Source organism: Uniformispora flossi, assembly GCF_049534875.1.
In the GTDB taxonomy this organism is placed as follows: Bacteria; Actinomycetota; Actinomycetes; order Streptomycetales; family Streptomycetaceae; genus Yinghuangia; species Yinghuangia aomiensis.
This window is the reverse complement of the sequence record NZ_JBMULZ010000001.1, coordinates 828,939-855,240: the sequence shown is the minus strand read 5'-3', so window position 1 is coordinate 855,240 and position 26,302 is coordinate 828,939. Positions and strand designations below refer to the sequence as shown.

23 protein-coding genes and 1 pseudogene are annotated in these 26,302 nt (G+C 72.8%); 18 read left to right on the top strand and 6 right to left on the bottom strand.

The features are described 5' to 3' along the window. Positions 1–141: 141 nt before the first annotated feature. Positions 142–1,140 (bottom strand): annotated as a pseudogene (locus tag ACPA54_RS03820) (SPFH domain-containing protein); the annotation flags it as partial. Between the two features lie 146 nt (positions 1,141–1,286). Between ACPA54_RS03820 and ACPA54_RS03815 the strand changes: the two are divergent. The 4 genes from ACPA54_RS03815 (at position 1,287) to ACPA54_RS03800 (ending at position 5,097) form a co-directional block, all read left to right on the top strand. Then, the gene (locus ACPA54_RS03815; protein ID WP_423526707.1) at positions 1,287–2,222 is read left to right on the top strand and encodes a universal stress protein; all 936 of its coding nucleotides are present in this window, start codon (positions 1,287–1,289) and stop codon (positions 2,220–2,222) included. A gap of 80 nt (positions 2,223–2,302) precedes the next feature. Further along, the gene (locus ACPA54_RS03810; RefSeq protein ID WP_423526705.1) at positions 2,303–2,947 is read left to right on the top strand and encodes a TetR/AcrR family transcriptional regulator; all 645 of its coding nucleotides are present in this window, start codon (positions 2,303–2,305) and stop codon (positions 2,945–2,947) included. Continuing rightward, positions 2,944–4,152 carry an NADH:flavin oxidoreductase gene (locus ACPA54_RS03805; RefSeq protein WP_423526703.1) on the top strand — a complete coding sequence of 403 codons (1,209 nt, stop codon included), beginning with the start codon at positions 2,944–2,946 and terminating at the stop codon, positions 4,150–4,152. Before ACPA54_RS03810 ends, ACPA54_RS03805 begins: the two co-directional genes overlap by 4 nt. Positions 4,153–4,296: 144 nt before the next feature. Beyond that, entirely contained in the window at positions 4,297–5,097 is an 801-nt protein-coding gene (locus ACPA54_RS03800; RefSeq protein WP_423526701.1) for a DUF3105 domain-containing protein, read from the top strand. 72 nt (positions 5,098–5,169) lie between these two features. Here the strand turns inward: ACPA54_RS03800 and ACPA54_RS03795 are convergent, their stop codons facing one another. Beyond that, positions 5,170–5,628: a MaoC family dehydratase gene (locus tag ACPA54_RS03795; protein WP_345677250.1), complete on the bottom strand. Its 459-nt coding sequence runs from the start codon at positions 5,626–5,628 to the stop codon at positions 5,170–5,172. Positions 5,629–6,416: 788 nt separating this feature from the next. Between ACPA54_RS03795 and ACPA54_RS03790 the strand changes: the two genes are divergently transcribed. Continuing rightward, on the top strand, positions 6,417–6,839 hold the full coding sequence (locus ACPA54_RS03790; protein ID WP_423526699.1) for an STAS domain-containing protein: 423 nt from the start codon (positions 6,417–6,419) through the stop codon (positions 6,837–6,839). Here the strand turns inward: ACPA54_RS03790 and ACPA54_RS03785 are convergent. Both ACPA54_RS03785 and ACPA54_RS03780 read right to left on the bottom strand, forming a co-directional pair. Then, on the bottom strand, positions 6,726–7,739 hold the full coding sequence (locus ACPA54_RS03785) for a sigma-70 family RNA polymerase sigma factor (protein ID WP_423526697.1): 1,014 nt from the start codon (positions 7,737–7,739) through the stop codon (positions 6,726–6,728). The two genes, ACPA54_RS03790 and ACPA54_RS03785, sit on opposite strands and share 114 nt — an antisense overlap. A 94-nt stretch (positions 7,740–7,833) precedes the next feature. After that, on the bottom strand, positions 7,834–8,640 hold the full coding sequence (locus tag ACPA54_RS03780; RefSeq protein WP_345677247.1) for an SDR family NAD(P)-dependent oxidoreductase: 807 nt from the start codon (positions 8,638–8,640) through the stop codon (positions 7,834–7,836). A gap of 197 nt (positions 8,641–8,837) precedes the next feature. Here ACPA54_RS03780 and ACPA54_RS03775 point away from each other — a divergent pair, with 197 nt between their 5' ends. From ACPA54_RS03775 to ACPA54_RS03760, 4 genes are all read left to right on the top strand, one after another. Next, the gene (locus ACPA54_RS03775; RefSeq protein WP_423526696.1) at positions 8,838–9,620 is read left to right on the top strand and encodes a FadR/GntR family transcriptional regulator; all 783 of its coding nucleotides are present in this window, start codon (positions 8,838–8,840) and stop codon (positions 9,618–9,620) included. Between the two features lie 88 nt (positions 9,621–9,708). Beyond that, complete coding sequence (locus ACPA54_RS03770; RefSeq protein ID WP_423526695.1) at positions 9,709–10,620, top strand: alpha/beta fold hydrolase; 912 nt, start codon at positions 9,709–9,711, stop codon at positions 10,618–10,620. Between the two features lie 108 nt (positions 10,621–10,728). Continuing rightward, positions 10,729–12,027: an amidohydrolase family protein gene (locus tag ACPA54_RS03765; RefSeq protein WP_423526694.1), complete on the top strand. Its 1,299-nt coding sequence runs from the start codon at positions 10,729–10,731 to the stop codon at positions 12,025–12,027. Next, entirely contained in the window at positions 12,024–12,353 is a 330-nt protein-coding gene (locus ACPA54_RS03760; RefSeq protein WP_423526692.1) for a hypothetical protein, read from the top strand. The genes ACPA54_RS03765 and ACPA54_RS03760 overlap by 4 nt, the downstream gene beginning before the upstream one ends. A gap of 102 nt (positions 12,354–12,455) precedes the next feature. Here ACPA54_RS03760 and ACPA54_RS03755 read toward each other — a convergent pair whose 3' ends face one another. Next, the gene (locus ACPA54_RS03755) at positions 12,456–14,738 is read right to left on the bottom strand and encodes a beta-propeller domain-containing protein (protein ID WP_423526690.1); all 2,283 of its coding nucleotides are present in this window, start codon (positions 14,736–14,738) and stop codon (positions 12,456–12,458) included. Positions 14,739–14,860: 122 nt separating this feature from the next. Here ACPA54_RS03755 and ACPA54_RS03750 point away from each other — a divergent pair, with 122 nt between their 5' ends. From ACPA54_RS03750 to ACPA54_RS03710, 9 genes are all read left to right on the top strand, one after another. After that, entirely contained in the window at positions 14,861–16,012 is a 1,152-nt protein-coding gene (locus ACPA54_RS03750; protein WP_423526689.1) for an acyl-CoA dehydrogenase family protein, read from the top strand. A 71-nt stretch (positions 16,013–16,083) separates the two neighbouring features. Further along, positions 16,084–17,358: an FAS1-like dehydratase domain-containing protein gene (locus ACPA54_RS03745; RefSeq protein WP_423526687.1), complete on the top strand. Its 1,275-nt coding sequence runs from the start codon at positions 16,084–16,086 to the stop codon at positions 17,356–17,358. Further along, positions 17,355–18,176: an enoyl-CoA hydratase/isomerase family protein gene (locus ACPA54_RS03740; RefSeq protein WP_345677239.1), complete on the top strand. Its 822-nt coding sequence runs from the start codon at positions 17,355–17,357 to the stop codon at positions 18,174–18,176. The genes ACPA54_RS03745 and ACPA54_RS03740 overlap by 4 nt, the downstream gene beginning before the upstream one ends. A gap of 6 nt (positions 18,177–18,182) precedes the next feature. After that, complete coding sequence (locus tag ACPA54_RS03735; RefSeq protein WP_423526685.1) at positions 18,183–19,475, top strand: acyl-CoA dehydrogenase family protein; 1,293 nt, start codon at positions 18,183–18,185, stop codon at positions 19,473–19,475. A gap of 5 nt (positions 19,476–19,480) precedes the next feature. Beyond that, the gene (locus ACPA54_RS03730; RefSeq protein ID WP_423526683.1) at positions 19,481–20,206 is read left to right on the top strand and encodes an enoyl-CoA hydratase/isomerase family protein; all 726 of its coding nucleotides are present in this window, start codon (positions 19,481–19,483) and stop codon (positions 20,204–20,206) included. Further along, positions 20,203–21,117, top strand: coding sequence for an enoyl-CoA hydratase/isomerase family protein (locus ACPA54_RS03725; protein WP_423526681.1), 915 nt, complete (start codon positions 20,203–20,205; stop codon positions 21,115–21,117). Before ACPA54_RS03730 ends, ACPA54_RS03725 begins: the two co-directional genes overlap by 4 nt. After that, positions 21,114–22,688 carry a class I adenylate-forming enzyme family protein gene (locus ACPA54_RS03720; protein WP_423526679.1) on the top strand — a complete coding sequence of 525 codons (1,575 nt, stop codon included), beginning with the start codon at positions 21,114–21,116 and terminating at the stop codon, positions 22,686–22,688. The genes ACPA54_RS03725 and ACPA54_RS03720 overlap by 4 nt, the downstream gene beginning before the upstream one ends. Beyond that, positions 22,685–24,253, top strand: coding sequence for an AMP-binding protein (locus tag ACPA54_RS03715; RefSeq protein ID WP_423526677.1), 1,569 nt, complete (start codon positions 22,685–22,687; stop codon positions 24,251–24,253). The genes ACPA54_RS03720 and ACPA54_RS03715 overlap by 4 nt, the downstream gene beginning before the upstream one ends. 280 nt (positions 24,254–24,533) lie before the next feature. Further along, complete coding sequence (locus tag ACPA54_RS03710) at positions 24,534–24,941, top strand: DUF3052 family protein (protein ID WP_423526675.1); 408 nt, start codon at positions 24,534–24,536, stop codon at positions 24,939–24,941. A gap of 14 nt (positions 24,942–24,955) precedes the next feature. Here the strand turns inward: ACPA54_RS03710 and ACPA54_RS03705 are convergent, their stop codons facing one another. Then, positions 24,956–26,131 carry a hypothetical protein gene (locus ACPA54_RS03705; RefSeq protein WP_423526673.1) on the bottom strand — a complete coding sequence of 392 codons (1,176 nt, stop codon included), beginning with the start codon at positions 26,129–26,131 and terminating at the stop codon, positions 24,956–24,958. Between the last annotated feature and the right edge of the window lie 171 nt (positions 26,132–26,302).

Genomic DNA, 26,302 nt, shown 5'->3' with positions numbered 1-26,302 from the left:
GTACGGGCTCGCCGGCATGGCCATGCCCGGCGGGTACGGGCCGCCTGGCGGGGGCATGCCGGGCGGCGGGCCGAATCCTCCGAAGCCCTCGGGCGGGCGGGGCTTGTGCGGGGCCCCGGGGTGCGGGCCCTGCGGCGGTTCGCCGTCGGTCCCGGTGAGCTTGCCCAGCGCGGTGCTCAGCAGATCGGGAGTGATGTTGAGTGTGCCGATCCGCGGGAACTGCTCCGCGAGTTGCTGGGCGGCGAGAGCGAGGAGAACCGTCGGATTCGCGTCCGCGTAGGCGGCGACGTGTGCCGCGTGCGCTTCGGCCTCGGCGGCGCCGAGGGCGCGGCGGTTCTCCGCGGCGGTCGTCGCCGCGAGTCGGTCGCGTTCCGCGCGGGCTTCGGCCTCGATGCGGGCCGCGGCGGCGGCTTCCTCCGCGCGGCGGCGCTCGTTGAGGCCTTTGCGTTCTACCAACTGCTCTTCCCGGCGGGCGAGTTCGATCTGGTTCTGCAGCTCGTTCTCGGCGATCGCCCGCTCGCGTTCGACGGCGAGGGCGCGGCGTTCGAACCCGGCCGCGTCGGCGGACTGCTGGACGCGTTCCCGGGCGGGTGCCTGGAGGGCGCGCTCCAGGTCGGCGTCGGGGCGTATCGAGGTGATGCGTACGCCGATCACCGTCACGCCGGTGTCGCCAAGGCGGCTGTCGTCGGCAAGGCCTTCCGCGATACGGGTGCGGACCTCCGTCGGGCCGCGGGTCAGCGCGTCGGTGAGGTCGAGCGCGGCGAGTACGTCGACGGCGTGCTGCTGGGCGCTCTCCGTGAGCAGCGACGCGAGCTGGTCGAGGGGCGTCGAGCGCCAGCGGCCGGTGGCCGGATCCACGCCGAAGTCGAGCCGGGACGCGGCCAGCCCCGGATCGGTGACGCGGTAGGTGACGGTGCCCTGCACGGTCGCGTCCTGGAAGTCGCGGGTGCGGACGTGGAACAGCACCGGGAGTTCCCGGTCGTCGACCGGCACCTCGCTCAGTGCCGCGGTCAGCGGCCGGAACCAGAACGCGAGCCCCGCCCCCTCGTGGACCACCGCGCCGCTGCGCTGGTGGCGCACCCACTGCACCGGATCGGCCCGCAGGTGGCTCACGAACGGGCGACGCTGGATATGGACCATCGGATCCCCCATCGTTATTTCGTCACAATGACGATAAAAGGCGGGCGGCGGTGCCGTCAACGGTTTTCGGTCGCCGCCTCGGGTGGTGACACCGGGCCCCAGCGGGTATCGGGCCCGTGGACCTGCCTTGACCTGTGGAGAAGCACGTGAACACTGCAGTCCAGACCACGCCCCCGCAGCAGTCGCGCGCCCGGCGCCCCGGCCCCGGCCTGGTGGTCGCCGGCACGGACGGCTCCGAGCCAGGCACCCGTGCGGTCCTGCGGGCCGCCGCCGAAGCCGTCCGCCGGGGTGCCGCGCTGCGGATCGTGCACGCCGTCCGCGTCCCCACCGCCGCCCCGCCGCAGCGCGGCAACGCCGACCCGGCCCCGGGCGCGCAGGAAGCCGGCGCCCGGCTCGTGGAGGCCGTGGCCGGGCAGGTGCTGAACCGCCACCCGGACCTGTCCGTGGACGGCAAGGTCGTCGTCGGCCTGCCCGGCGACGTCCTGCTGGAGGCCGCCGCCGACGCCGAACTCGTCGTCGTCTCGGCCCGTGGCCGCGGCGGCTTCGCCGACCTGCTGCTCGGCTCCGTCGCCCGCTTCCTCGCCTCCCGCACCACCTGCCCCCTGATGGTCGTCCGCGGTGACCACGGCGCACCCAGCGACGCCGGCGACCTGGAGCTCGACGGCGACCGCGTCGTCGTCGGCATCCAGGGCGAAGGCGACGCCCCCACGGCCCGCGCGGCCTTCGCCGAGGCCCGCCGCTGGCAGCTGCCACTGTATGCCGTACACGCGTTCGACTGGCCCGGTTTCGCCGGACTCTCCGGCCCCAGCCCGGACGACCTCAAAGCCGTCACCGAAGCCCACCAGGTCTGCCTCGACTCGGCCCTCGGCCCGGCCCGCGAGCTGTACCCGGACGTCCTCGGCGCCGAAGACGCCATCCACGGCGACGCCGCCGGCACCCTCGTCTCCGCCTCCGAAGACGCCACCGTCGTGGTCGTCGGCGTCCGCCACCACCACGGCCTCCTCCGCCACTGGGTCGGCCACGTCGCCCACTCGGTCATCGAGCACGCGCACTGCCCGGTCTTGGTGGTGCCGCTGAGCTGAGCGGGTGGCGGGAAGTGGCCGGATTCCGGCCGCCGGCATTTTTCAATCAGTGATTGAAAAGGTTGGGGAACCGTGCTCTCATGTCCCGCATGGGCAAGGAACGGGTGCCGAATGCCGCGTCGCCGGTGACGCGGGGGCGGTTGGTGGCCGAGGCCGAGCGGCTGTTTTTGGCGCAGGGGTACGACAAGGTGTCGGTCCGGGCGGTGAATGCGGCGGCGGGGATGAACCCGGCCGCGGTGCACTACCACTTCGGGTCGAAGGAAGGCCTGGTCGCCGTGGTGCTGCAGCAGCGGCTCGTGCCGCTGTGGGCCGATCGGCTGGGGGAGCTGGGCGAGCGGCGGGATGCCGGGTGGAAGCCCGGGATAACGGAGCTCGCCGACATCATCGTCAGCCCGTTCGACCAGCTCGTCGCGGCCGAGGACGGCCGCATGCTGGTGCACCTGCTGGCCCGTGTCGTCCTCGGCAACGTGGAAGTGCCCTGGGACAACCCGTGGTTCCGCTACGAACCGTGGTGCGCGCTGCTGCGCGCGACCCGGCCCGACCTGTCCGAACGTGTGGCGGACCAGCGTTGGCGCCTGGCCTTCGCGCTGCTGCTCCAGACGTACGGGCAGCCGCTCGTGCCCGCCGACCGACTCGGGGCCCTGCCGCCCCCCGACCCGCGCCAAGTCGCCGCGTTCATCGCCGCCGGACTCGACGCGCCCGCTCCCGGAGAGGAATTCCGATGACCACGCCGGACCCCACCCCCGACGTCTTCGCGCCCGCCAAGCTGGGTCCGCTCACGCTGCGGAACCGCATCGTCAAGGCGGCCACGTTCGAAGGCGCGACCCCGGACGCGCTGGTCACCGACTCGCTGATCGAGTACCACCGCAAGCCCGCCGCGGGCGGCATCGGCATGACGACGGTCGCGTACCTCGCCGTCGCGCCGGAAGGCCGCACCGACCGGCACCAGATCTACTGGCGTCCCGAGGCGATTCCGGGCCTGCGCCGCCTCACCGACGCCGTGCACAAGGAAGGCGCCGCGGTGTCCGCGCAGATCGGGCACGCCGGTCCGGTCGCCAACGCGAAGTCCAACGGGCTTCCGGCGCTCGCGCCGTCGAGGTCGTTCAACCCGATCAGCATGAAGGCCACGCGCGCCGCCACCGAAGACGACATCAAGCGCATCGGCGAAGCCCACGCGAACGCCGCCAAGTACGCCATCGAGGCGGGCTTCGACGCGGTCGAGATCCACCTCGGGCACAACTACTTCGCCAGCTCGTTCCTCAGCCCGAAGATCAACAAGCGCAAGGACGGCTACGGCGGCAGCCTCGCCAACCGCGCCAAGGTCGCCCGCGCCTCGGTCCGCGCCGTGCGCGACGCGGTCGGCGACCGCATCGCCGTCACCGCCAAGCTGAACATGTCGGACGGCGTCCCCGGCGGCATCTGGCTCGACGAGAGCATCCAGACCGCCAAGTGGCTCGAGGAGGACGGCGGCCTCGACGCCCTCGAACTCACCGTCGGCAGCTCGCTGCTCAACCCGATGTACCTGTTCCGCGGCGACGCCCCGATCCCCGAGTTCGCCGCGACCTTCCCGCAGCCGCAGCAGCTCGGCGTGAAGCTGATCGGCAAGAAGTTCCTGCACGCGTACCCGTACCAGGACGCCTTCCTGCTGGACTACGCCCGGCAGTTCCGCGCCGAGCTGAAGATGCCGCTCATCCTCCTCGGCGGCATCACCAACCGCGAAACGATGGACCTCGCGATGCGCGAAGGCTTCGAGTTCGTCGCGATGGGCCGCGCGATCCTCCGTGAGCCCGACCTGATCAACCGGATCGCCGCCGACGAGAGCCGCACCGCGGTCAAGTCGCTGTGCATCCACTGCAACAAGTGCATGCCGACGATCTACAGCGGCACCCGCTGCGTCGTCATCGACCCGGAGCCCCCGGCGACGTTCTGACCCCGTCCGGTCCTTTCGCGCCGGGTCGACCCGCCACCCCCCGAGCCCCCGACTCGGGGGGTGGCGGGGTCCGCGGCAGGCCGCGGATACCGGCTAATCTCTGCGGACCGGCCGCTCGGGCCGGGGCGGGCGGGGAGGAACTCGATGGACGGCATGGCGCGCGGCGGCACCCGGACCCGGATACCCGGGAGGGCCCGGCTCGCCGGGGCGGTCGCGGCGGCGCTGTTCGGGGCGGTGGCGTTGAGCGGCTGCAGCGACGACAACGAGAAGCTGGGTGCGCCAGGTGGCGACCCGTTCGGCACGTCGGGCCCGCCCGCTGCCCCGACCGGCGACGCCACCCCGACCAAGAAGCCGAAGACGCCGACGACGGAGGCCTCCACGCCGGCCACGACGGGCCCGACGGGCGGTGCGACCGGTACCGGCGCGGCGGCCGGGTTCCCGGCCGGCCCGGGCGCGGACGCGCCGAAGCTCACCGCGGACGTCACGCCCAAGCAGGTGGACAGCCCGATCGCGGGGGTGACCGGGTACACGGCGTCGCAGCAGCACGACAAGACCAGCAACATCGTCTACCCGCAGACGCCCCCGGTGGGCGGGCAGCACGATCCGCGGTGGGCGAACTGCGGGATCTACCGCGGGCCGGTGCCGAACCGGAACGGCGTGCACTCGATGGAGCACGGGGCGGTGTGGGTGACATACCGGCCGGACCTGCCGCAGGACCAGATCACGGCGCTGGAGACGGCGCTGCGCGGCAAGCCGTACATCCTGCTGAGCCCGTACCCGGGGCTGCCGAGCCCGGTCGTCGCGTCGGCGTGGGGGCTGCAGCTCAAGCTCGACTCGGCGCGGGACCCGCGGCTGGGGCAGTTCGTCACGATGTACGCGCAGGGGCCGCAGACCCCGGAGCCGGGGGCGGTCTGCGACTCGGGGGTCGGGAAGCCGGTGATGTGAGCCGGGCGGGACCTGCCGCGGGGCCCGTACGGTGTCGTACGGGCCCCGCGGCGTTGCCGTCGCGCCGCGCGCTCAGGCGAGGTAGCGGGTCAGCGACTCGATGATGCAGGCCGGCTTGGCCTCGCCGTCGATCTCGATGGTGATCTTGATGGTGACCTGGATGCCGCCGGGGATGTCGCTCACCGCGGTGATCTCCGCGCCGCCGCGGATCCGCTGGTTCACCTTGACGGGGCTGGGGAACCGGATCTTGTCGACGCCGTAGTTGACGCCCATCGAGATGTTCTGCACCTCGACGATCTGCGGCAGGAACAGGTTGGACAGCGACAGCGTCAGGTAGCCGTGCGCGATCGGCGCGCCGAACGGGCCTTCCTTGGCCTTCTCGACGTCCACGTGGATCCACTGGTGGTCGCCGGTCGCGTCGGCGAACCGGTTGATCCGGTCCTGGGTCACCTCCAGCCACTCGCTGTAGCCGAGGTGCTTGCCCAGCGCGTCCTTGATCTGCTGCAGATCGGTGAACGTCGTGACGGCCATGTGCTCTCCCTGTCGGATTCCGGCAGTCCTTGTATAGCAAGGCCCAAGGATCTGACGGTCCGCCAGGTGGCATATGCCACAGGGGAGATGGGGGAGATGGACGGGGAAATGCGGCGGGCTCGGCCGGCGGCGGGGCGATCCTGGCTGAGGGGGAGGGAGGGACCAGGCGCGGGCGGCCGCCAGGCGGGGGACGGCGGAACGCCGGGTGGTGGATTGCGGGGTGGCCGACCGCTTTGGCGGTGCGGGCCCGGGCAGGCGGCAAGCGCGCGGGTCGCCGGGGCTCACTGCCCGTCGGCGGGCAGGCAAGGCAAGCATCGGTCTCCGCCGCCGCGCGTGGGGGTGCCGGGGGCGTCGGCCGGGTTGCGGGAGTACCGGCGCGGCACGCGCGAACAGACCGCTCAAGCACGGCCGACGGCCACGCGGGCCGTGCGGGCACGGGCTGCCGCGGGCTGGTAGCCGGTGGTGTGTGGTCGTCGGCCCGCCATGCTCGTCGGCGACCCGCCCTCGTGTGCAAACCGTCTCCCGCCCCGCGCCCCCGACCCGGGGGCGGCGCGCTCGGCCGCAGCCGTACCGGTCGGACGCCCCCGTCCGCGGCCACAGCCTCGTCCGCGAACCGTCGCCGCCCCGGTTCCGATGAGTTTCGCCGTCCCCGGCGGTCTGTATACACAAGCGGCCCCGAGGTCGCTCGGGGTGTCGTATCCGCCGGTGGGCGCTCCTGGGTGTGGTGGCGCGGCGGCGCGGTTTTGGGGTGGCCGGTGTGTGTCCGGGTGGTTGGAGGGGAGGTGGTCGTGGCGATCGGGCCCCTGGCGCGCGGGGATGTCGCGGGGGTGTGCGCGCGGGTGCGGGCGGTGCTGGAAGGGGCGCCCGGGGCGCCGCTGGTGTGCGACGTGGGCGCGGTCGTGCGTCCGGACCTCGTCACGGTGGACGTGCTGGCCCGGCTGCGGCTCGCCGCCAAGCGGTACGGGCGGGCGTACCGGATACGCGACGCCCCTCCCGCGCTGCGCGACATGCTCGCCCTGCTCGGCCTTGAGCGCGCCGTCCCGACGGACGACCCCGGTGAGCCGGCCGGCCCCGGGCCGGCCGACCGGGCCCGGGCGTCACCCCGCGGCGGCCTCCTCGGCAACCGGCTCCAGCCGGTCCGGGAGCCCGAACAGCGGGAACAGCTTCTCGGTGTCGAGGAAGGCGTTCATGCCGACGATGCGCCCCTCTGAGATCTCGATGACCTGAAGCGCCCACGGCTCGTGCTCGCCGTTCGGCCCCGACGGCCGGTACTGCCCGAACGCGGGCGTCCCGTTCGCCGCGACCACCGGCACCAGCCGCGAGCCGCGGCAACCGACGCCGATGCCCAGCATCCACGCGGCGATCTCGTCCGCGCCCCGCAGCCACAGCTCCCACGGCGGCATCTGCAGGATGACGTCCTCGGACAGCAGGTTCGCCAGCGCCTCGAGGTCGTAGCTCTCGAACGCCGCGACGTACTTCGCGAGCAGCGCGCGCTGCTCCTCGTCGGACGGTTCGTCCAGGTCGGTGGACGCCACGTCGACCGACGCGAGGGTGGCGCGCGCCCGCTGCAGGGCGCTGTTCACCGACGCGACCGACGTGTCGAGGAGTTCGGCCACCTCGCTCGCCTGCCAGCACAGCACCTCGCGCAGGATCAGCACGGCGCGCTGCCGGGCGGGCAGGTGGTGCAGGGCGGCGACGAACGCGAGCCGCACCGAGTCCCGTGCGATCGCCACGTCGGCCGGATCGTCGCCGACCAGCACCTTGTGGTCGGGCGTGGGCGCCAGCCAGGTGGTCTCCGGGTGCTGGACGGTGGACGGCGCCGCCGTCGACCCGACCGACGTCAGGTCCATCGGGCGGACCTTGCGCTCCTTGCCGCCCAGCATGTCCAGGCACACGTTGGTCGCGATCCGGTACAGCCAGGACCGCATCGAGGCGCGGCCCTCGAACTTGTCGTAGCCGCGCCACGCGCGCACCATCGTGTCCTGCACGGCGTCCTCGGCCTCGAAGGGGGAGCCGAGCATGCGGTAGCAGTATCCGGTCAGTTCCACGCGATGCTTTTCGAGTGCCTGCTCAAGCGTCGCGGTTCCCGCGGCGGGGCCATCTGCGTCCATTGCCACAGCCTAAGCGGCCCCTCCGACAAACGGCCCGGATCGCCTCCGAAGCTACGTCAGCGCCCTTTTCCCGCCGGGGAGTTGGCGTCGGGAATCAGCTCTTGACACGGTCCTCTTCGGGCATCGGCGCCCAGACGACGCCGTTGATGTGCGAGCCGCCGCCGACGAACAGCGTGTTGCCGGTGACGTACCGCGCGTCGTCGGAGGCCAGGAACACCGCGACCCCGCCGATGTCGCCCTCCGGGTCGCCCATCCGCCCCATCGGGTTGCGCGCCTCGGCGTCCGCGGCGGCCGCCGGGTTGGCCCGCGCGTACGCCTCGAACGCCTCGGTCTTGGCGCCCGGGCAGATGACGTTCGCGCGGATCTGGTGCTGCGCCCACTCGCGTGCCGCGGTCCGGGTCAGCGCGCGCAGCGCCTCCTTCGCGACGTTGTACTCGGCGGTGTACATGTGCGCGTTGACGCCGTTGAGCGAGCAGATGTTGACGATGCTGCCGCGCCCGGCCTCGCGCATGTGCGGGAACGCCTCGCGCATCGTCCACCAGCCCGCCCACAACCCCATGTGCAGGCCGAACTCGAACTGCTCGTCGGTCTTGTTCTCCAGCCGGTTGACGCGGCCGCCTCCCCACGCGTTGTTCACCAGCGTGTCGATGCGCCCCCAGTGCTCGACCGCGGCCTTGACCAGGCCGGTGGCCTGCTCCTTGTCGGTGACGTCGGCCTCGACGGCGAGGACGTCGGTGCCGAAGTCGCGCGCGATCTCCGCGGCGGCCTGCTCGGCGGCGTCCTTGCGGATGTCGTTGACCAGGACGCGGGCGCCTTCGGCGGCCATCCGCCGGGCGATGCCGCGCCCGATGCCGGCCCCCGAACCCGTGATCACCGCAACGTGGTCCTGCAGCCGTCCCATGGCACGCCTCCCGGTCTCGCAAATACTTGACTGGGTTAAGTTTCTATGACGGTCCGTCACAAACCGCAAGGGGCGCCGGGGTGGCGCGGGGGATTCGGCAACGGCCGCCGACCTTATTATCTTTGTCACGATGGGCAGCTGACGGACGGCTGATGGACCGTATGGACCGCCCACGGACACCGGGAGCGCGCCGCCACATGGAGACCACCGACGGGATGCGCCAGCGGCAGATGCGCCAGCCCCGCCTGGCCGAGATGGTGTCCGACGACCTGCGCGAGGAGATCCTCGCCGGGCGGATCGGCCAGGGCGAGAACCTGCCGCGGCAGGAAGACCTCATGGCCCGGTTCAACGTGAGCGGCCCATCGGTGCGCGAGGCCCTGCGCATTCTGGAGACCGAGGGGCTGGTCACCGTCCGCCGCGGCAACGTCGGCGGCGGCACCGTGCACCTCCCCACCTCGGCGCGCGTCGCCTACACCCTCGCGCTCGTCCTGGAGGCCGAGCGTGCGCCGCTCGCCGACCTCGGGCTGGCGGTGCTGCAACTGGAGCCCATGTGCGCCGCGTTGTGCGCGGAGCGCGAGGATCGGGCGGGCACGGTCGTGCCGGAGCTGCGCGAGGTGCTCGCCGAGCAGCGGGAACTCACCGCGGACGCGCCCGCGTTCAACCGCACCGCGCGCCGCTTCCACGAAGTGCTGGTGGCCGGCTGCGGCAGCGCGACGCTGGCATTGGTCGTCGGCGGGCTCGAACACGTCTGGTCGGCGCACGAAGAGGAGTGGATCCGCGACGCCTCCGCGGCTGGGGACGAGCCCGCGCAGGAGGCCTTCGACGCGGGCCTGCGCGACCACGAGAAGCTCGTCGCGGCGATCGCCGCCGGCGACGCCGCCCGGGCGTCCCGCATCGCGGCCAAACACTTGGATGCCACGCAGCGCTACACCGGCCGGGAGGACGCCGCGCGGCGCGTGCGGTCCCGGCTCGTGCGCTGACCGAAACCGGTTTTCGCTCTGGATCATTCGCTCTCCCCGCGCGAGGATGCCCGCGCACCACGGCGTTCTACGTGCGGAGGAGTTCGCAATGGCCCCGACACCCCGTCAGGTCCGGTTCGGCAGCGAGGAATACGGCACCCGCAACCCCGCGGGGGAGCCGCTCGGGCTCGCCGCCGACCGCTGGGCACCGGACGGCGACCCCGTCGGCGCGGTCCTGCTGCTGCACGGCGGAGGGCAGGCCCGCGGATCCTGGACGCGCACCGCGGCCCGCCTCGCCGCCCGCGGCTGGATCGCCTACGCACTCGACCAGCGCGGGCACGGCGACAGCGACTGGGCGGCCGACGGCGACTACACGATCGACGCGTTCGTCGCCGACGTCCGCGCCGTCGCGGCGCGCATCGCCGCCGACGACGGCCACGTCCCGGTCCTGGTCGGCGCCTCCCTCGGCGGCTGGGTCTCGCTGCTCGCCGAAGGCGAAGAGCAAGGCCACACGCCGGGCCTGGTGCTGGTCGACATCACGCACCGCACCGAACGCGAGGGTGTGGACCGGATCAGCGAATTCATGCTCGCGCACCGGGCCGGCTTCGGGTCGCTGGACGAGGTGGCCGACGCGCTCGCCGGGTACCAGCCGAACCGGCCGCGGCAGACCGACCCGGAGAAGCTCGCCCGGAACGTGCGGCAGCACGCCGACGGCCGCTGGTACTGGCACTGGGACCCGGCGTTCATGGGCACCCTCGGCAGCGAGGGCGGCCGCGGGCCCGACGTGACGCCCGAGCGCCTCGCCGACGCGGCCCGCAAGGTCACCGTGCCGACGCTGCTGGTGCGCGGCCGCCAGTCCGACGTGGTGAGCGTGGAAGCGGTCCACGAAATGCTCGCGCTCATCCCCGGGTCGACCTATGCGGACGTCGCCGACGCGGGCCACATGGTCGTGGGCGACGACAACGACGTGTTCACCGAGGCGCTCGCCGGACTCCTCGACTCCGTCGCGGCCACGGGTTAGCATCGCCCCGCGACCTCTATTCTTATAAAGATAGTCATCAAAGGACCCCGCCACCGAGCCAGCCGATCCCCCAGTTCTCCGTGAACGCCAAGGCCCCGGGAGGGTGCCATGCGCAAGGACGACCTGATCCTCATCAGCGTGGACGACCACATCTGCGAGCCGGCCACGATGTTCGACGCCCACGTCCCGGACCGCTACCGCGACCGCGCACCGCGCGTCGTGCTCCGCGACGACGGGGTACAGCAGTGGATGTACGGCGACGCCCGCGGCCGCGACCTCGGCCTCAACGCGGTGGCCGGCAAGCCGCCCGAGATGTTCAACATCGACGCCAGCCGCTACGACCAGATGCGTGCGGGCTGCTACGACGTCCACGAACGGGTCCGCGACATGAGCGCGGGCGGCCAGCTCGCCGGGCTCAACTTCCCCAACTTCACCGGCTTCTCCGGGCAGGTGCTGTGGCAGGGGCCGGACCGGGACGTCAACGAGGTGATGATCAAGGCGTACAACGACTGGCACGCCGACGAGTGGTGCGGCGCCTACCCCGACCGGTTCATCCCGTGCGGGATCCTGCCGCTGTTCGACGTCGAGCGGGCCACGGCCGAGCTGCGCCGGCTGGCGGCCAAGGGCGTGCACGCGGTGACGTTCTCGGAGAACCCCGAGGCGCTGCAGCTGCCGAGCATCCACACGCGCTACTGGGACCCGCTGTTCGCGGCGGCGTGCGAGGAAGGCACGGTGCTGTGCCTGCACGTGGGTTCGTCGTCGCGGCGGGCCCCGTCGTCGTCGGACGCGCCGGCGAGCGTCAACATGACGCTGTCGTCGGTGATGTCGACGTTCTCGCTCGTCGAACTCATCTGGGCGGACATCTGGGGGCGCTTCCCCGACCTGCGGTTCTCGCTGACCGAGGGCGACATCGGGTGGATCCCCTACTTCCTGTGGCGCGCCGAGCACGTCCAGCGGCGCCATGCGGGATGGACGAAGGCCGAGTTCCCCGAGGGGCTTTCCGGGCCCGCCGACGTGTTCCGCAAGCACATGCTGTGCTGCTTCATCAGCGACGCGGTCGGCGTCGACCTGCTCGACCACTTCAACACCGACAACGTGTGCTGGGAGTCGGACTACCCGCACTCCGACAGCAGTTGGCCGCATGCGCCGGAGGAACTGGAGACCCTGTTCGCCGGACTGTCGGACGACTTGGTGGACCGCATCACGCACGGAAACGCGATGCGCCACTACCGGTTCGACCCGTTCGCCATCCGTCCGCGAGAGCGCTGCACCGTCGCGGCGCTGCGCGCGGAGGCGGGCGACGTCGACACCGTCACCCGCGTCGGGCGCCCGGCCGACGAGCGGGACCTGGCAAGTTGGCAACGACTCACGTCGGCGGGCGCGGCGTCTCCGAGGAGCAGCACGTGACCACCGAGAACACTGCCGTCATCCGTACCGGCGTCCGCCTGCGCAGCCAGGTGTGCGCCACCGAGGTCATCGTCGTCCGCCCGCCCGCGGACGGTGTCGACCTCACGTGCGGCGGGCACCCGATGATCGCTCTGGACGCCGAGGCGGCGGTCGGCCTCGTCTCCGAACCCGAGCTGTCCGGCGGGGCGTTGCTCGGCAAGCGCTACACGCTCGCGGACGACGACACGTTCGAGGTGCTGGTCACCAAGCCGGGCACCGGCACGCTCGGCGACGGCGCGGTGCCGCTGGTCCTCAAGGAGGCCAAGGCACTGCCGGCCAGCGACTGACCGGTGCAGGCGTGCCCGCCGTCCCGGGGGAGCCGGGACGGCGGGCACGGATGCGGCGAGGTGTCCGCCGCGGCACCCCGCCCGTCGAGGACGGTCAGGCGATCACGCGAACGGGATCCAGGCCCGCTCGCCCAGGTCGGCCAAGGCGTTGACCTTGAAGCCGCCGCCGGAGACCGTCCACAGCTCGTCGCCGATGACCAGGGAGCGCCGGATCGAGGAGTTCCCGGGGTGCTGGATCTGGCCGACCTGCGTGAAGGAGCCGTCTTGCAGCTTGAGCACGAGCGCGGCCGGGGTGAAGGACGGCGCGAACGACGAGGTGCCGGGTGCGCTGTTCGGCGAGGCGGACGGCACCGCGGGCATGGCGTGCGTGTTCTGCAGCGGGATGACCAGCGTGCCGGTCTGCGGCCAGTACAGGAACGCGTGCGGGTCCATTTCGGCTTCCGACGAGGCGCCTTGCAGCGCGTAGTTCGCGATGCGCCGCGGGTCGGTGAGGTTCGCGACGTCGAACAGCGAGACCTGGGTACCGAGTTTGCGGCCGCTGTCGGTGGCGTCCTGGCCGACGCCGATGAGTTTGCCGTCCGCGATCGGGTGCAGGTAGGCGGAGTAGCCGTTGATCTTCAGCTCGCCCATGACCTTGGGCGCCGCCGGGTTGCTCAGGTCGAGCGAGTACAGCGGGTCGGTCTGGCGGAACGTCACCACGAAGCCGACCGCGCCGGTGAACCGCACCGCGTAGATCTTCTCGCCCTTGCCCAGGCCGCCGACCCGGCCGACGACGGGCAGGTTCGCGTTCTTGGCGTCGAGGACGTCCACCGCGCTCTCGGCCGGCGCGGCGACGGGGGACAGCTGCGGCTTGCCGACCACGGACGAGGTCGGACTGCTCGCCGCCGAGCCGGAGTTGGCGGCGGAGCCCGGACCGCTGCCCGGCACCGCGGTCGACCGGTTGTCGGACGAGGTCCCGGTGGTACCGCGTGTGCTGCCCGCGCCGGTGGTGGCGACCCGCAGGTGGCCTTGGTACTCGGACAGCGAGTACTGGTTGAGGAGTTGCCCGTCGACGTCGCCCGCGCCGGTCTGCTTCGGCGTGCCGTTGCCGGAGATGGCGAACTGGTAGATCGCGGTGCGCGGGGCGTAGACGGCACCGGACGGCATCTTGGCGTCCGCCCGGTACTCGGGGTACTGCGGGTTGTAGCGCGCCGCGATGTAGAGGTTGTCGGACGACGCGTACACGGTCTCCGCGTCCGCGGCGACCGTCACCGGGCTGCCGGTGCCGAGGTCGCCGTTCAGGTCGAACGACAGGACGGACGTGGTGGATGCGCCGGTGTGGCCGTACGAGCCCGGCGCGGTGGCCGGGCGGCTGACGCCGGTGCAGTCGACCAGGCGGCCCGAGGCGGTGCTGCCGTCCGACTTGGCGAGCGTGTAGCCGGGCAGCCAGTCGTCGATGGTGGTCTTGGTGAGGGCTTTCTCGTAGCGGCTCTTGTAGTTGCCGCCGCCGGTGTCGTCCGTCCGGGGGCCGCGCGGGGTGGACTTGATGACGACGCGGGCGGTGGAGCCGACCTGGCGGGCGTCGAGGTAGGAACCGTCCACGGTCAGCTTGCCGAGCAGCTTGGGCGTGCCGGACAAGTCGACCAGGGCAAGGGTCGACGTTCCGGCAGGCGCGTAGGACTCGGTGGTGCGGGCACTGCCGGGGCCGGCCCCGTAGGCGTACACCCCCGCCGGGATGACCAGCAGGGCGCGGTTGCCGGACAGCAGCATGTCGGTCGCCGAGCCCGCGCCGCCGAGGTCGAGTTTCCCGGTCTCCTTGTGGGTGGCCGCGTCGACGATGTGCAGCTTGCCGTCCGCGACGGTGTAGACGCGTTTGCCGTCGGTCTTCACCAAGTCCGGTTCGTCGACGCCTTGTTCCTGCACGTTCGTACCGGAGAACGCGGGCGCCTGGGAGGATTGGTCGGCGGGGGTCTGCGGGGCGACGGCCTTCGCGGCGTCCTCGGCGGAGTTCGCGCCGGGCGCGGCGTCCACGGCGTTCGGCGCGGCGGCGGCTCCGGGGGGTATCGCCCCGGCACCCGCGGCTTCGCGCGTCGTCACAGCGGCCCGGGACAGCGCGGCCTTGCGGAAGTCGTCGAGGAGCGTCTCGCACGAATCGAACTTCGTGAGCGTCAGCATCTTCGCGCGGGCTTCCGTGGCCGCTTTGCTGAGACCCTCCACGCCTATGCCGCCGGGCGGGGCGCTCGGTTCTTTGCCGGCGTCGGATCCGGCGGACGTGCAGCCGGACACGGTCAGGCCGGCCGCGAGGAGCAGGCCGGCCACGGCCCGGCCGCGGCGGGCGGCGGGCGCAGCGAGGGGCCGGTCGGCGGGAGCCGCCGCCGGTGGCAAGGAGCCGTCGTGGGTTCGCATGGCGGTGTGACGGGGCGTCCCCGGATCCGGTTCCCGTGCCGTCCGGACCGTCCGCCCGCACCGTCCGCCCGGCCCTTCCGGCGCGCCCGCGCGGTGCGCCGCCGACCGAGAGGAATCCGCCCGTGAAGGCGAACCCGGCAACCGGCCCCGCGGCCACCCCGGCGACCACGGCCGAGGACCGCGAGGCGCTGCGCGGCACCTTGCGCGCGTTCTTCACCGAGCACGGCGCCGAGGACGCGGTACGCCGTCTCATGACCGTCGAGTCCGGCCATGATCCCGTGGTCTGGACGCTGATCACCCGTCAACTCGGCCTCACCGCGCTGGGGTTGCCCGAGGAGTACGGCGGCGTCGGAGGACCCGCCGAGCTGGCCGTCGCCTGTACGGAGGCGGGCCGGGCCCTGCTGGGTGCGCCGCTGCTGTCCACGCTGCTGGCCGGGCAGGCGGTGCTGACCGCCGGTGATCCCGCGGCCTGCGCCGACCTGCTCCCGCGCATCGCGGACGGCACGGTGACCGGCACCGTCGCGGTCGCCGAACCGGACGGGCGGTGGCGGCCCGACGCCTATGCCACGGCGGCCCGGCTCGCGGGCGGGGCGTGGGAACTGCACGGCACCAAGACCTTCGTCCTCGACGCGCTGACCGCGGACCTGATCGTGGCGGTGGCCCAGACCGACGAAGGCCCCGGCCTCTTCGCCGTCGAAAACGCCTCCGTCGCAATGGGGTTGACGCGCCGCGGTCTGGCCACGCTGGATCTGACGCGGCGCCAAGGCCGCCTCGACTTCGCGGGAACCCCCGCGCGGCGGCTCGACCGCGGCGACGGGGCGGCGGCCGTGGGCCGGGTCCTCGACATTGCCGCGGTGCTGCTGGCGGCCGAACAGGTCGGCGGGGCCCGGTACGTGCTTGAGCAGACGGCCGAATACGCCCGCACGCGCGTGCAGTTCGGCCGTCCCATCGGCTCGTTCCAGGCGGTCAAGCACAAGCTGGCCGATGTGCTGATTCGTGTGGAGTCCGCCGATTCGGCCGCCTTCGGGGCGGTGGCGGCGTGGGAAGCCGACGATGCCGAGCTGCCGCTGGTGGCGGCGCTGGCGAAGGCCTATTGCTCCGAGGCGTATGTGCATGCCGCGCAGGAAGCCGTCCAGGTGCACGGCGGGATCGGCTTCACCTGGGAGCACTGGGCGCATCTGTATCTCAAGCGTGCCCGGTCGACGCACGAACTGTTCGAGGCGCCACGGGTGCACCGCGAGCGGATGGCGGGACTCCTGGTGAACACCCCTTGAACTCGTGAACTCTTGAACTGTTAATCATTATAAAGATAGCCTCGGGCGACCCGCCCCGGCAGGAGGTAGCGATGCCCGCTCAGCACGGTGTGATCACCGAGGAGGCGATCGCCCGCCTGCGGGCCCGCATCGGGATCCCTGAGCCGCACACCGCGCCGCCGCACTATCTGCGCCCCGGCACGGACGCCTTCCGGCACGTCGCCGAGGCCTACGGCGACGACAACCCGCTGTGGGGCGACCCCGACTACGCGGCCGCCACCCGCTGGAAGGGCGCCATCGCACCGCCCACGCTGGTCGGCGGCGACACGCTGATCGGCGAGGACGAAGTCACCCGGGTCGCCGACGAGCACCGCGACCTGATGAAGGGCGATCCGCTGCGCGGCGTCCACGCCTTCTACTCGGCGAGCCTGCGCGAATGGTGGGCGCCGCTGCACCCCGGCCACCGGGTCTTCCGGCGCAACGCCCTGGTCGGCGTGCACGACAAGTCCAGCGCGTTCGCCGACCGTGCCGTGCACGAGTGGACGGGGCAGGTGTTCGCCGACGACACCGGCACCCTGCTCAGCGCCCAGTACCGGCTGATGATCCGCGCCGAACGGTCCAAAGCCCGCGGAAAAGCCCGCGAGAAGCACGTCGAGCCGGCGACCTACACCGAGGACGACATCGCCGCCATCGAGGCCCAGTACGCCGCCGAACGCCCGCGCGGCGCGGAACCCCGCTGGTGGGAGGACGTCGTGGAAGGCGACCCGGTCGGCCCGCTCGTCAAAGGCCCCTTCACCGTCACCGACCTGGTCTGCTGGCACGTCGGCATGGGCATGGGGATGTACGGCGTCAAAGCCCTCCGCCTCGGCGCCGCCAACCGCCGCCGCATCCCGCGCTTCTACCACCGCGACCCGCAGGGCATCCCGGACGTGATGCAACGCATCCACTGGGACCCGGAGTTCGCCAAGCGCTCGGGCAACGCCACCACCTTCGACTACGGCCGCATGCGGGAGAACTGGCTCATCCACCTCTGCACCGACTGGATGGGCGACGACGCCTGGCTGTGGAAGCTCGACTGCGAGTTCCGGGCCTTCAACTACACCGGCGACACGCAATGGCTAAGCGGCACGGTGGCCCGCAAGTACCTCGCGGACGACGGGCGTCCGGCCGTCGACCTGGACATCGCCGCGGTCAACCAGCGCGGCGAAACCACCACCCCCGGGCACGCCACCATCCTGCTGCCCAGCCGCGAGCACGGGCCGGTGCGGCTGCCGGACCCGCCCGGCGGCGCCACCGACCTGCCCGGGGCGCTGGAAGCCGCCGTCCGGCAGTTCGCCGAGCGCGACGAGAAGGGGGCCGGCCAGTGACCTACCACTCCGTACCGGGCCTGGACGCGGACCTCGACTCCGGCGTGCTGCGCCTCACCCTCGACCGCGCCGCCAAACGCAACGCCCTCGACGACACCATGGTCGCCGGCCTCATCGACGCCCTCGACACCGCCGGACGCGACGAAGCCGTCCGCGCCGTCCTGCTGAGCGCCCGCGGCCCGCACTTCTGCACCGGCGCCGACATCGTGCAGCGCAACGCCGCCGACGAGACCCAAGGCCCCGGTGTGAAGCCGCGCGTCGGCAGCATCCAGCGGCGGCTGCCGTCGCAGGCGCACCGGCTGATCCCGCTGATGCTCACCGTCCAGGTGCCGGTGGTGTGCGCGGTGCGCGGCTGGGCCGCGGGCATCGGTCTGGCGCTCGCGGTGGCCGCGGACGTCACGGTGGCCGCCGACGACGCGCGCTTCTGGGCGCCGTTCGCCACCCGCGGGTTCACCCCGGACAGCGGCGTCACCTGGCTGCTCCCGCGCCGCGTCGGCGAGGTCCGGGCCCGGCGCATGCTCCTCTTCGGCGAGCGCGTCCCGGCGGCCCAGGCCGAGGAATGGGGCCTGATCCACCGCACCGTCCCGGAACCCGACCTGGACAAGACGGCCGCCGACCTGGCCGCCGAACTCGCCGCGGGGCCGACGGTCGCCCTCGGCCTCACCAAATGGCTGCTGCACAACGGCAGTTCGGCGACCTTGGAGCAGCAGCTCCGGGACGAGGGGTTCGCCATGGAACTCTCGTCGCGCAGCCGCGACTTCCGCGAAGGCATGGCCGCGTTCCTGGGCAAACGGGCCGCCGACTTCCAGGGGCGGTGAGCCGGGGTGGCCGATCTCGTCGACGCCGACGGCAAACTGCTGCTGCCGTCCGACCGCACGCGCATCGCGGAGACCGTCGCCGCGTGGGTGGAGCGCTACGTGCCCGCCGCGTGGATCGAGGCGGCGCCGCACGGCCGCGCGGCGATCCGGGAAGTCCGCAGCCGGGCCGCGTACGAGGCCTGGTACCCGGTGTTCGGACGCTCCGGGCTGGTCGCCGCGACGTGGGAACCCGAGTACGGCGGGCTCGGCCTCAGCCGCGCCGAAGCCCGCAGCGCCGACGCCGTACTGCGCCCGTACAACCTCGGCCGCCTCAACCCCCTCGGCCTCGGCAACGCCGCCCCAGCGTTGTTCGCGCACGGCACCGACGCGCAGAAGCTCCGCTTCCTGCCGCCGATCGTGCGCAACGAGGAGTTCTGGTGCCAGCTCTTCAGCGAACCCGGCGCCGGATCCGACCTCGCGTCGCTCGCCACCCGCGCGGAGCGCGACGCGGGCGGGGACTGGCTGGTCACCGGGCAGAAGGTGTGGACGACGTGGGGGTTCCGCGCCGACTTCGGCGTGCTGCTGGCCCGCACCGATCCCGACCGGCCCAAGCGGCGCGGGCTCACGTACTTCCTCCTCGACCTGCGGCAACCCGGAGTCGAGGTAAGGCCGTTGCGGACGATGACCGGCGAGGCGGAGTTCTGCGAGGTCTTCCTGGAACGCGCGTTCGTGCCGGACGCGCACCGCGTCGGCGCGGTCGGCGACGGCTGGAAGGTCGCCGCCGCGACACTGTCCGGGGAACGCCAGATGGTGTCCGGGGCGGGCTCCGGCGGCGTCGACCGGATCGGCGGATCCGGCATCGCCCACCTGCTGGCGCTCGCCCGGCGGATCTCCGCCGAAGGGCGCCCGGGCGGCTGGGACGAGCCGTCCGTGCGGCAGGAACTCATGCGGCTCTACAGCGAGGAACGCATCCGCGCGTGGACCAACGACCGCGTCCGCGCCGGCTTGCAGGCGGGGCGCCCGCCCGGTCCGGAAAGCTCCATCGGCAAGGTCCACCAGGGCGAACTCAACCAGCGCATGCAGGCGTTGGCCGCGGAACTGCTGGGCGCCTACGGGCAGGCCTGGGACGCTGCTGCCGAGGCCGACTATGAGGACACGCTGCCACACGAGGTCAAAGGCATGCTGCGCAGCCGCGCCAACACCGTCGAGGGCGGCACCTCCGAGGTGAACCGCACGATCCTCGGCGAACGCGTCCTCGGGTTGCCGCGCGAGCCCGATCCGTGGCTCGACAGCGCGTGGCGCGACGTGCCGAGGAGCTGACCGCCATGACCGCTCTTGTGACGGGCTCGCCCGGGGGTTTCGAGACGCTGATCGTGGAGCGCGACGGCCCGGTCGGCTGGCTGATCTTCGACCGGCCGACGCACGGCAACGCGATGGACGCCGTGATGCTCGCCGAACTCGAACGGGCATGGCAGGAGTTGGACGCCGACCCGGACGTGCGGGTCATCGTCAACACCGGCTCGGGACGCTCCTTCCAGACCGGGCTCGACGTGCGGCAACTCGCCCGGGAACCACAGGCGTTGCGCGAACAGTCACGGCGGACCAAGCGCTCCGAACTGCGGCTGACCGCGCACCACAACCGGGTCGCCAAGCCGGTGATCGCCGCGGTCAACGGGGTGTGCGCGGGTGGCGGACTGCACTTCGTCGCGGACGCGGACGTGGTGCTGGCGGCGTCGGACGCGGTGTTCCTCGACCCGCACGTCACCGTCGGGCAGGTGTCGGCCTCCGAAGCGATCACGCTGGCGCGGCGGATGCCGTTCGAGCCGGTAATGCGGATGGTGCTGACCGGGCGGCACGAGCGGATCTCCGCGGACCGGGCCCGCGAGCTGGGCATGGTCGGCGAGGTCGTCGACCCGCCCGACCGGCTCCGCGAGGCGGCCCGCGCGCTCGCGGCGACGATCGCCCGCAATCCCCCCGAGCACCTGGCCGCGGTCAAACGCGCCTTGTGGCAGGCCTTGGAAAGCCCCGGCGTCGGAAGGACGAGCCCGTGACCTACCCCGAGTTGGCGTATCTGAAGCTGGAACGGCGGGGCCCCGTAGGGTGGCTGATCAACAACCGGCCGGACCGGCTGAACGCGATGAACAGCGCGATGCGCGACGAGTTCGCGGTGGCGTGGAAGGCGTTGGACGCCGACCCCGAGGTGCGGGTCATCGTGCACACGGGGGAGGGCCGTGCCTTCCAGACCGGGGTGGACGTCGCGGAGATCGCGGGCGACGGGGTGGGGATGGAGCGGTACCGGCAGTCCATGGAGGACTTCGACGTCCACTTCACCGCCTGGCACCAAGGCATCGCGAAGCCGGTGATCACCGCGGTGAACGGGTTGTGCGCGGGCGGGGCGTTCCATTGGGTGGCGGACGCGGACATCGTGCTGGCGGCGTCCGACGCGCAGTTCTTCGACCCGCATGTGTCGGTGGGGCAGGTGGTCGCCATCGAGGCGATCGGGCTGCTGCGGAAGATGCCGTTCGAGGCCGTGATGCGGATGGCGCTGACGGGTCGGCACGAGCGGATGTCCGCGCAGCGGGCGTACGAGCTGGGCATGGTCGGTGAGGTCGTCGACCCGCCGGAGCGGCTGCGCGAGGTGGCGCAGGAGTTGGCGGAGAAGATCGCCCGCAACTCGCCCGCCGCGATGGCGGCGACGAAGCGCGCGCTGTGGGGCGCGCTGGAGATGGGTCTCACCGACGCCTGCAAGGCGGGCGCGAAGGAACTGGTCTCGATGTGGGGGCATCCGGACCAGGAGGAAGGGCCGAGGGCGTTCGCCGAGAAGCGCGAGCCGCGATGGGTGGCACCGGAGGGGGCAGCAGCCGCGGGCGGCGCAAGCGCACCGCGATCCCCCGCCGCCGACTCCGCGCCGCCCGACTCCGCGCCGCCCGACGGCGGCCGCGCCGCCGGGGAGCCCTCGTGAGCGTTGACTCCCCCCGACTCCGGCTCACCGCGCTCCTCGACCCCCGTCCCGGAGACACCGACACGGTCGCGGTCCACTCCGAGGCCCGTGAGGTCACGCGGGCCGAACTGCGCGTCGGGGCCCTCGCGCTCGCCGACCGCTTGCGGGCCGTCGGGGTGCGCCCGGGCCAAGCCGTCGCGGTCATGTCCGCCGACGGGGCCGACACGGTCGCGGCACTGTTCGGCGTGTGGTTCGCCGAGGCCGTGTACGTCCCGCTGAACCCGCGTTTGACCGACCGCGAGTTGGCACACGTGCTCGGCGAGGTGCGTCCGGCGGCGATCGTCGCGAGCGGTGCGGGGACGGAGCGGTTTCCGGGGCGGCAGGTGATCGAGGCGTGCGGGCGCGGCGGCTCGTACGCGTGGTCGGCGCGTGCCGCGGATTCCACGCGGTCCCCGGACGCCGCCGCCCCACCCCCCTCCGCCCACACCCCCGACACCGCCCTCATCCAGTTCACCTCCGGGACCACCGGCCCGCCCAAACCCGTCCTCCTCCGCCACTCCGGCATCTCCGCGCTGCTCGAACCCGTGCTCGCCAAGCTCGTCGGGGCCGGCCGCAAGCCCCGGGCCGATCCGATGCCGAATCTGATCCCGACCTCGCTGTCCCTCTGGGCCGGCATCTACAACGTCCTCTTCGCGTTCCGGGTCGGGGCGCCGGTGGTGCTCATGGAGCGGTTCGACACGCGGCGGTTCGCCGGGTACGTGCGCCGGTTCAAGATCCGGTCCGTGGTCCTGCCGCCCGCCGCGATGATGATGCTCACCGACGACGCGGCCGTCGCCGACCTGGCCCCGCTCGCCTACGTCCGCAGCATCACCGCCCCGCTGTCCCCGTTCCAGGCCCGCCGGTTCCGCGACCGGTTCGGCATCACCGTGCTCAACTGCTACGGCCAGACCGAGATCGGCGGCGAGATCGTCGGCTGGAACGCCGCCGACGCGCGCGCCCACGGCGAAACCAAGCTCGGCGCCGTCGGCCGCCCGCACGACGGCGTGGCGCTCGCCATCCGGGACGACGACGGCACCGACCTGTCCCGCGGCGCCTCCGGCGAACTGTGGGTCCGCACCCCCGCGCTCGCCGACGGCTACGCGAACGGCTCCGGACTCGCCGACCGCCTCGACCCCGACGGCTGGTTCCGCACCGGCGACATCGGGCGCGTCGACGCCGACGGCTTCCTGTGGATCGACGGCCGCGCGTCGGACATGATCAACCGCGGCGGCCTCAAGGTGTTCCCGGCCGAGGTCGCCGAGGTCCTCGGAGCCGCGCCCGGGGTCGCCGAGGCCGCGGTGGTCGGCGTACCGGATCCGCGCCTCGGCGAGGTGCCGTGGGCGGTCGTGGTGCCGCGTACCCCGGGCGGGATCGACGCGGTCGTGCTGGACGCCTGGTGCCGGGAACACCTCGCCCCCTTCAAGGTTCCGGTGCGCTATGCCACGGTGGATGCGCTCCCGCGGACCGAGGCGGGCAAGGTGCGCACCGCGGAACTCGCCGCACTCGCCCGGGACGCGCCCGATGCCCCCACTCCGGGAGGGACTGCTCCGTGAGACAGACCGTCGCACATCTGGTCCGCGCGGCCGGCGACCGTTACGGCGACGCCGAGGCGGTGGTGGACGGAGAAACGGTCCTGTCGTTCCGTCGGCTGGCCGACGAGGTCCTCGAGTTCGCCCGCGCCGCCGGCGCGCACGGCATCGTGCCGGGCGACCGGGTCGGCATCTGGGCGCCGAACTCGGCCCGCTGGCTCGTCGCATCACTCGGGGCGGTGACGGCGGGCGCGACCGTGGTGCCGATCAACACCCGCTACCGCGGCGGCGAGGCGGCGGACCTGCTGCGCCGGTCGCGTGCCGTCGCGGTATTCGCGCACGACGGCTTCCTCGACTACGACTACCTCGGCGCCTTGGCCCGCGCCGCCGAAGACGAGCCGCTGCCCGACCTCCGCCTCACCGTCGACCTGGGCCCCGGCTCCGCTTCCTGGGACGACTTCCTGTCCGGGGCGGACGCCCTGACCGATGACTACGCCCTCGCGACGATGGACTCGATCCGGCCGAACGACCACTCACACATCATCTTCACCTCGGGGACCACCGGCACTCCCAAAGGCGTTCTGCTCAACCACCGGGCCCTGGTGCGGTTGTACGCGGCGTACAGCGGCATCTGGGGAATCCGCGAAGGCGACCGCTACCTCGTCCCGCTGCCGTTCTTCCACACGGGCGGCCAGTCGGCGGTGCTGTCGTGCCTGACGCGCGGCGCGACGATCCTGCCGCTCGCGGTGTTCGACCCGGGCAAGGTGCTGGAACTGGTCGACCGGCTCAAGGTGAGCGTGCTGATCGGCGCGCCGACGATCTTCGCGTCGCTGCTCGACCACCCGGACCGTGACGCGTACGACCTGTCGTCGCTGCGGCTGGCCGCGACCGGGGCCGCGGTAGTGCCCGTCCAACTCGTCGAACGCTGCCGGGCCGAACTGCCGTTCGAGCGGTTCATCACCGCCTACGGCCTCACCGAATGCCACGGCACCGCGACGATGTGCCGGGAGGACGACGACCCGGAGACCGTGGCGACGACCAACGGCAGCGCGCTGCCGTCCGTCGAGGTCCGCATCGTCGGCCCGGACGGCAGCGACCTGCCGACCGGCGAGCCGGGCGAAGTGTGGGTCCGCGGCTACAACGTGACCGAGGGCTACCTGGACGACCCGGCGTCCACCGCGCAGGCCGTCGACCCGGACGGCTGGCTGCACACCGGCGACATCGGCACGCTCGACATCCGCGGCAACCTGGCGATCACCGACCGGCTCAAGGACATGTTCATCGTCGGCGGGTTCAACGTCTCCCCGGCCGAGGTCGAGCAGGTGCTGACCCGGCATCCGGCGGTGTCGGAGGCCGCGGTGATCGGGGTGCCGGACGGGCGTCTCGGCGAGGTGGGGCAGGCGTACCTGATCCCGAAGCCCGGCGCGGCCGTGCCCGAACCGGCGGAGATCGACGCGTGGTGCCGCGAACGGATGGCGAATTTCAAGGTGCCGCGGAGCTTCGTCGTGGTGGACACGCTGCCGCGCAACGCGACGGGCAAGGTGCAGAAGACGGAACTGCGGGAGGCGGCGGGCCGGGACAGGGGGTGACGCGCTCCGGGGCCGCCAGGTTCCGGCCCACGGCCGACCTCCGTGCCTAGAGTTGCTCCGTGCCGCTCTCCTCCCGTATGCCCGATCTGCCCGTCCGGAAATTGCCGCTCGCCGTCGGCCGCCGCGGGCCGCTCGGCCGGCGCGCGACCGGTCCGGCCCGCGAAAATCCGGCACTTACGCTGCGCACAGATCCCGGCTGACCGGCCTCCGGCCGATCACCGCAGGCTCCCGCCCCTGTCCGTCTGTCCGTCCGCCCGCCGCGTTGCGCAAAGGACCACCCATGGCCACCGGCTACTCCGGTACCCCGCTCGCCCGGAAGCTCGGCGTGCAGCCCGGGCACACGCTCGTCCTGCGGCACGTGCCCCGCGGCTGGCTGCTGCCGGACATCCCCGACGGCGTCCAGACCGTCCGCGACGCCGTCGGCGAGGCGGACGTGGCCCTGGCGTTCTTCCGCGAGAGGGCCGCGCTCACCGCCGAGGTGCCCGCACTGGCCGCGGCGCTCCGCGACACCGCCGCGCTGTGGATCCTGTGGCCCCGCAAGGCCGCCGGGCACGTCAGCGACATCACCGAGAACGACCTGCGCGACCTCTTCCTCCCCACCGGCCTCGTCGACGTCAAAGTGGCCGCGGTGGGGGAGGACTGGTCCGGACTGAAGTTCGTCCGGCGCAAGGAGAACCGGCGGCGCTGACCGCCTGGCGCGGTTCAGAGCGCCAACGGCCCCTCGCAGCACGGGCGCCGGGGGGCGCCGTCGTGGTGCGGGTGCGTCTCGACGACGATCGCGCCGGCCGCGTGCAGGGCGTTCGCGACGTCGGCGTCCCGGCCCGGGCGTACCTGGGGGACGACGATGTGGTGGGTGCCGGTCGGGCCTTCGTGGGACGAGTAGCCATAGCTGTGGTTGTGCTGCGAGACGGCTGCGCTCAGCCGGGTGGTCTCGGTGGGCTCGGACGGGAACACGGCGAAGACGTCGGTCAGTTCCTCCACGGGAGTGGCGGTCGTGGTGATGCCGTCCGCGGCCGCGACGAGCGTCGTCACCGTTGTCGTCGTCCCGATGGCGCAGTGCGTCCCGGCGGCGTGGGCGGCTTGGACGAGGCCGCGCGGGCCGCTCGCCTTGGCGATCGCCGTGCCGTCCGCATCGAGGAGGTTGACGTCGAAGGTGCCGACGACCCAGATGCGGTCGTCGTCCGCGGGCATCGCGAACGCCCCGTAGTCGGCGAGGAGCTTCCGCGGTCCGTCCGGGGTGAGTCGGAAGACCAGCGTGTCGCGGGCGGCCCAGCGGGCGGTGGCGAGGACGCCGTGCGCCGTGGCGTAGCCGAGGAGTTCGGTCTCGTCGACGCCGCCCGCGTACCACAAGCCGACCAGGTCGAGGCCGGTGTCGAAGTGCGCGACGACCCCGCGCTGCCCGTCCGCGACGACGATGCCGTGTGCGGTGGCGGTGAGTGTCGGGTCGCCGCCGACCTCCCGGGACACGGGCCGGTCGCCGGTCATCGCCATGCCGACGCCGGGGTCGCGGATGTCGTGCAGGTCGGCCAGGACCACCTCGCGCTCCCACGCCCCCGGCAGGCCGACCGCCAGGCGACACGCCTCGCTGCCCGCGCGCGGCGGCAGGACGGCGGCGAGCCGCCCGTCGCCGAGCGCGGCAAGACGGAGGACCACGTCACCGCCGGCCTCCCACGGGGACGCGTCGGCGAACCGGTACGTGTCCGCGTGGCGGCCGGCCCAGATGCGGTCGGCCGCCGGGTCGACGGCGAGCGGGGTCTTCCACGGGAGCGGGCGTTCCGGAGTGGTCTTGCCGACGCAGGCGCCGGAACGGAACACGCGGATCTCTCCGGCGGTGTCGCAGGCCTGCACGATGGTCGTTCCGTCGGTCCAGATCTCCATGCGCCCGCCTTCCCTCCGTCGTCTGCCGTGAATGGCCGTGAACGGCCGTGAATGGAGCGGGAGACTAGCGAAGCCGTGGGACAACGCGGTTGATTCAGTCCGCGGAGCGCTCGGAGCGTTGCGCCGACCGGACTATGCGGCGCGCGGCTCAGACCTTGCGGGCCACGAAGC

Bases quoted from the DNA above. Each gene is read 5' to 3' on its own strand.
- ACPA54_RS03810 (WP_423526705.1), top strand. From the start codon at position 2,303: ATGTCCCGCATGGGCAAGGAACGGGTGCCGAATGCCGCGTCGCCGGTG.
- ACPA54_RS03805 (WP_423526703.1), top strand. From the start codon at position 2,944: ATGACCACGCCGGACCCCACCCCCGACGTCTTCGCGCCCGCCAAGCTG.
- ACPA54_RS03800 (WP_423526701.1), top strand. From the start codon at position 4,297: ATGGACGGCATGGCGCGCGGCGGCACCCGGACCCGGATACCCGGGAGG.
- ACPA54_RS03795 (WP_345677250.1), bottom strand. From the start codon at position 5,628: ATGGCCGTCACGACGTTCACCGATCTGCAGCAGATCAAGGACGCGCTG.
- ACPA54_RS03785 (WP_423526697.1), bottom strand. From the start codon at position 7,739: ATGGACGCAGATGGCCCCGCCGCGGGAACCGCGACGCTTGAGCAGGCA.
- ACPA54_RS03780 (WP_345677247.1), bottom strand. From the start codon at position 8,640: ATGGGACGGCTGCAGGACCACGTTGCGGTGATCACGGGTTCGGGGGCC.
- ACPA54_RS03775 (WP_423526696.1), top strand. From the start codon at position 8,838: ATGGAGACCACCGACGGGATGCGCCAGCGGCAGATGCGCCAGCCCCGC.
- ACPA54_RS03770 (WP_423526695.1), top strand. From the start codon at position 9,709: ATGGCCCCGACACCCCGTCAGGTCCGGTTCGGCAGCGAGGAATACGGC.
- ACPA54_RS03765 (WP_423526694.1), top strand. From the start codon at position 10,729: ATGCGCAAGGACGACCTGATCCTCATCAGCGTGGACGACCACATCTGC.
- ACPA54_RS03755 (WP_423526690.1), bottom strand. From the start codon at position 14,738: ATGCGAACCCACGACGGCTCCTTGCCACCGGCGGCGGCTCCCGCCGAC.
- ACPA54_RS03745 (WP_423526687.1), top strand. From the start codon at position 16,084: ATGCCCGCTCAGCACGGTGTGATCACCGAGGAGGCGATCGCCCGCCTG.
- ACPA54_RS03730 (WP_423526683.1), top strand. From the start codon at position 19,481: ATGACCGCTCTTGTGACGGGCTCGCCCGGGGGTTTCGAGACGCTGATC.
- ACPA54_RS03710 (WP_423526675.1), top strand. From the start codon at position 24,534: ATGGCCACCGGCTACTCCGGTACCCCGCTCGCCCGGAAGCTCGGCGTG.
- ACPA54_RS03705 (WP_423526673.1), bottom strand. From the start codon at position 26,131: ATGGAGATCTGGACCGACGGAACGACCATCGTGCAGGCCTGCGACACC.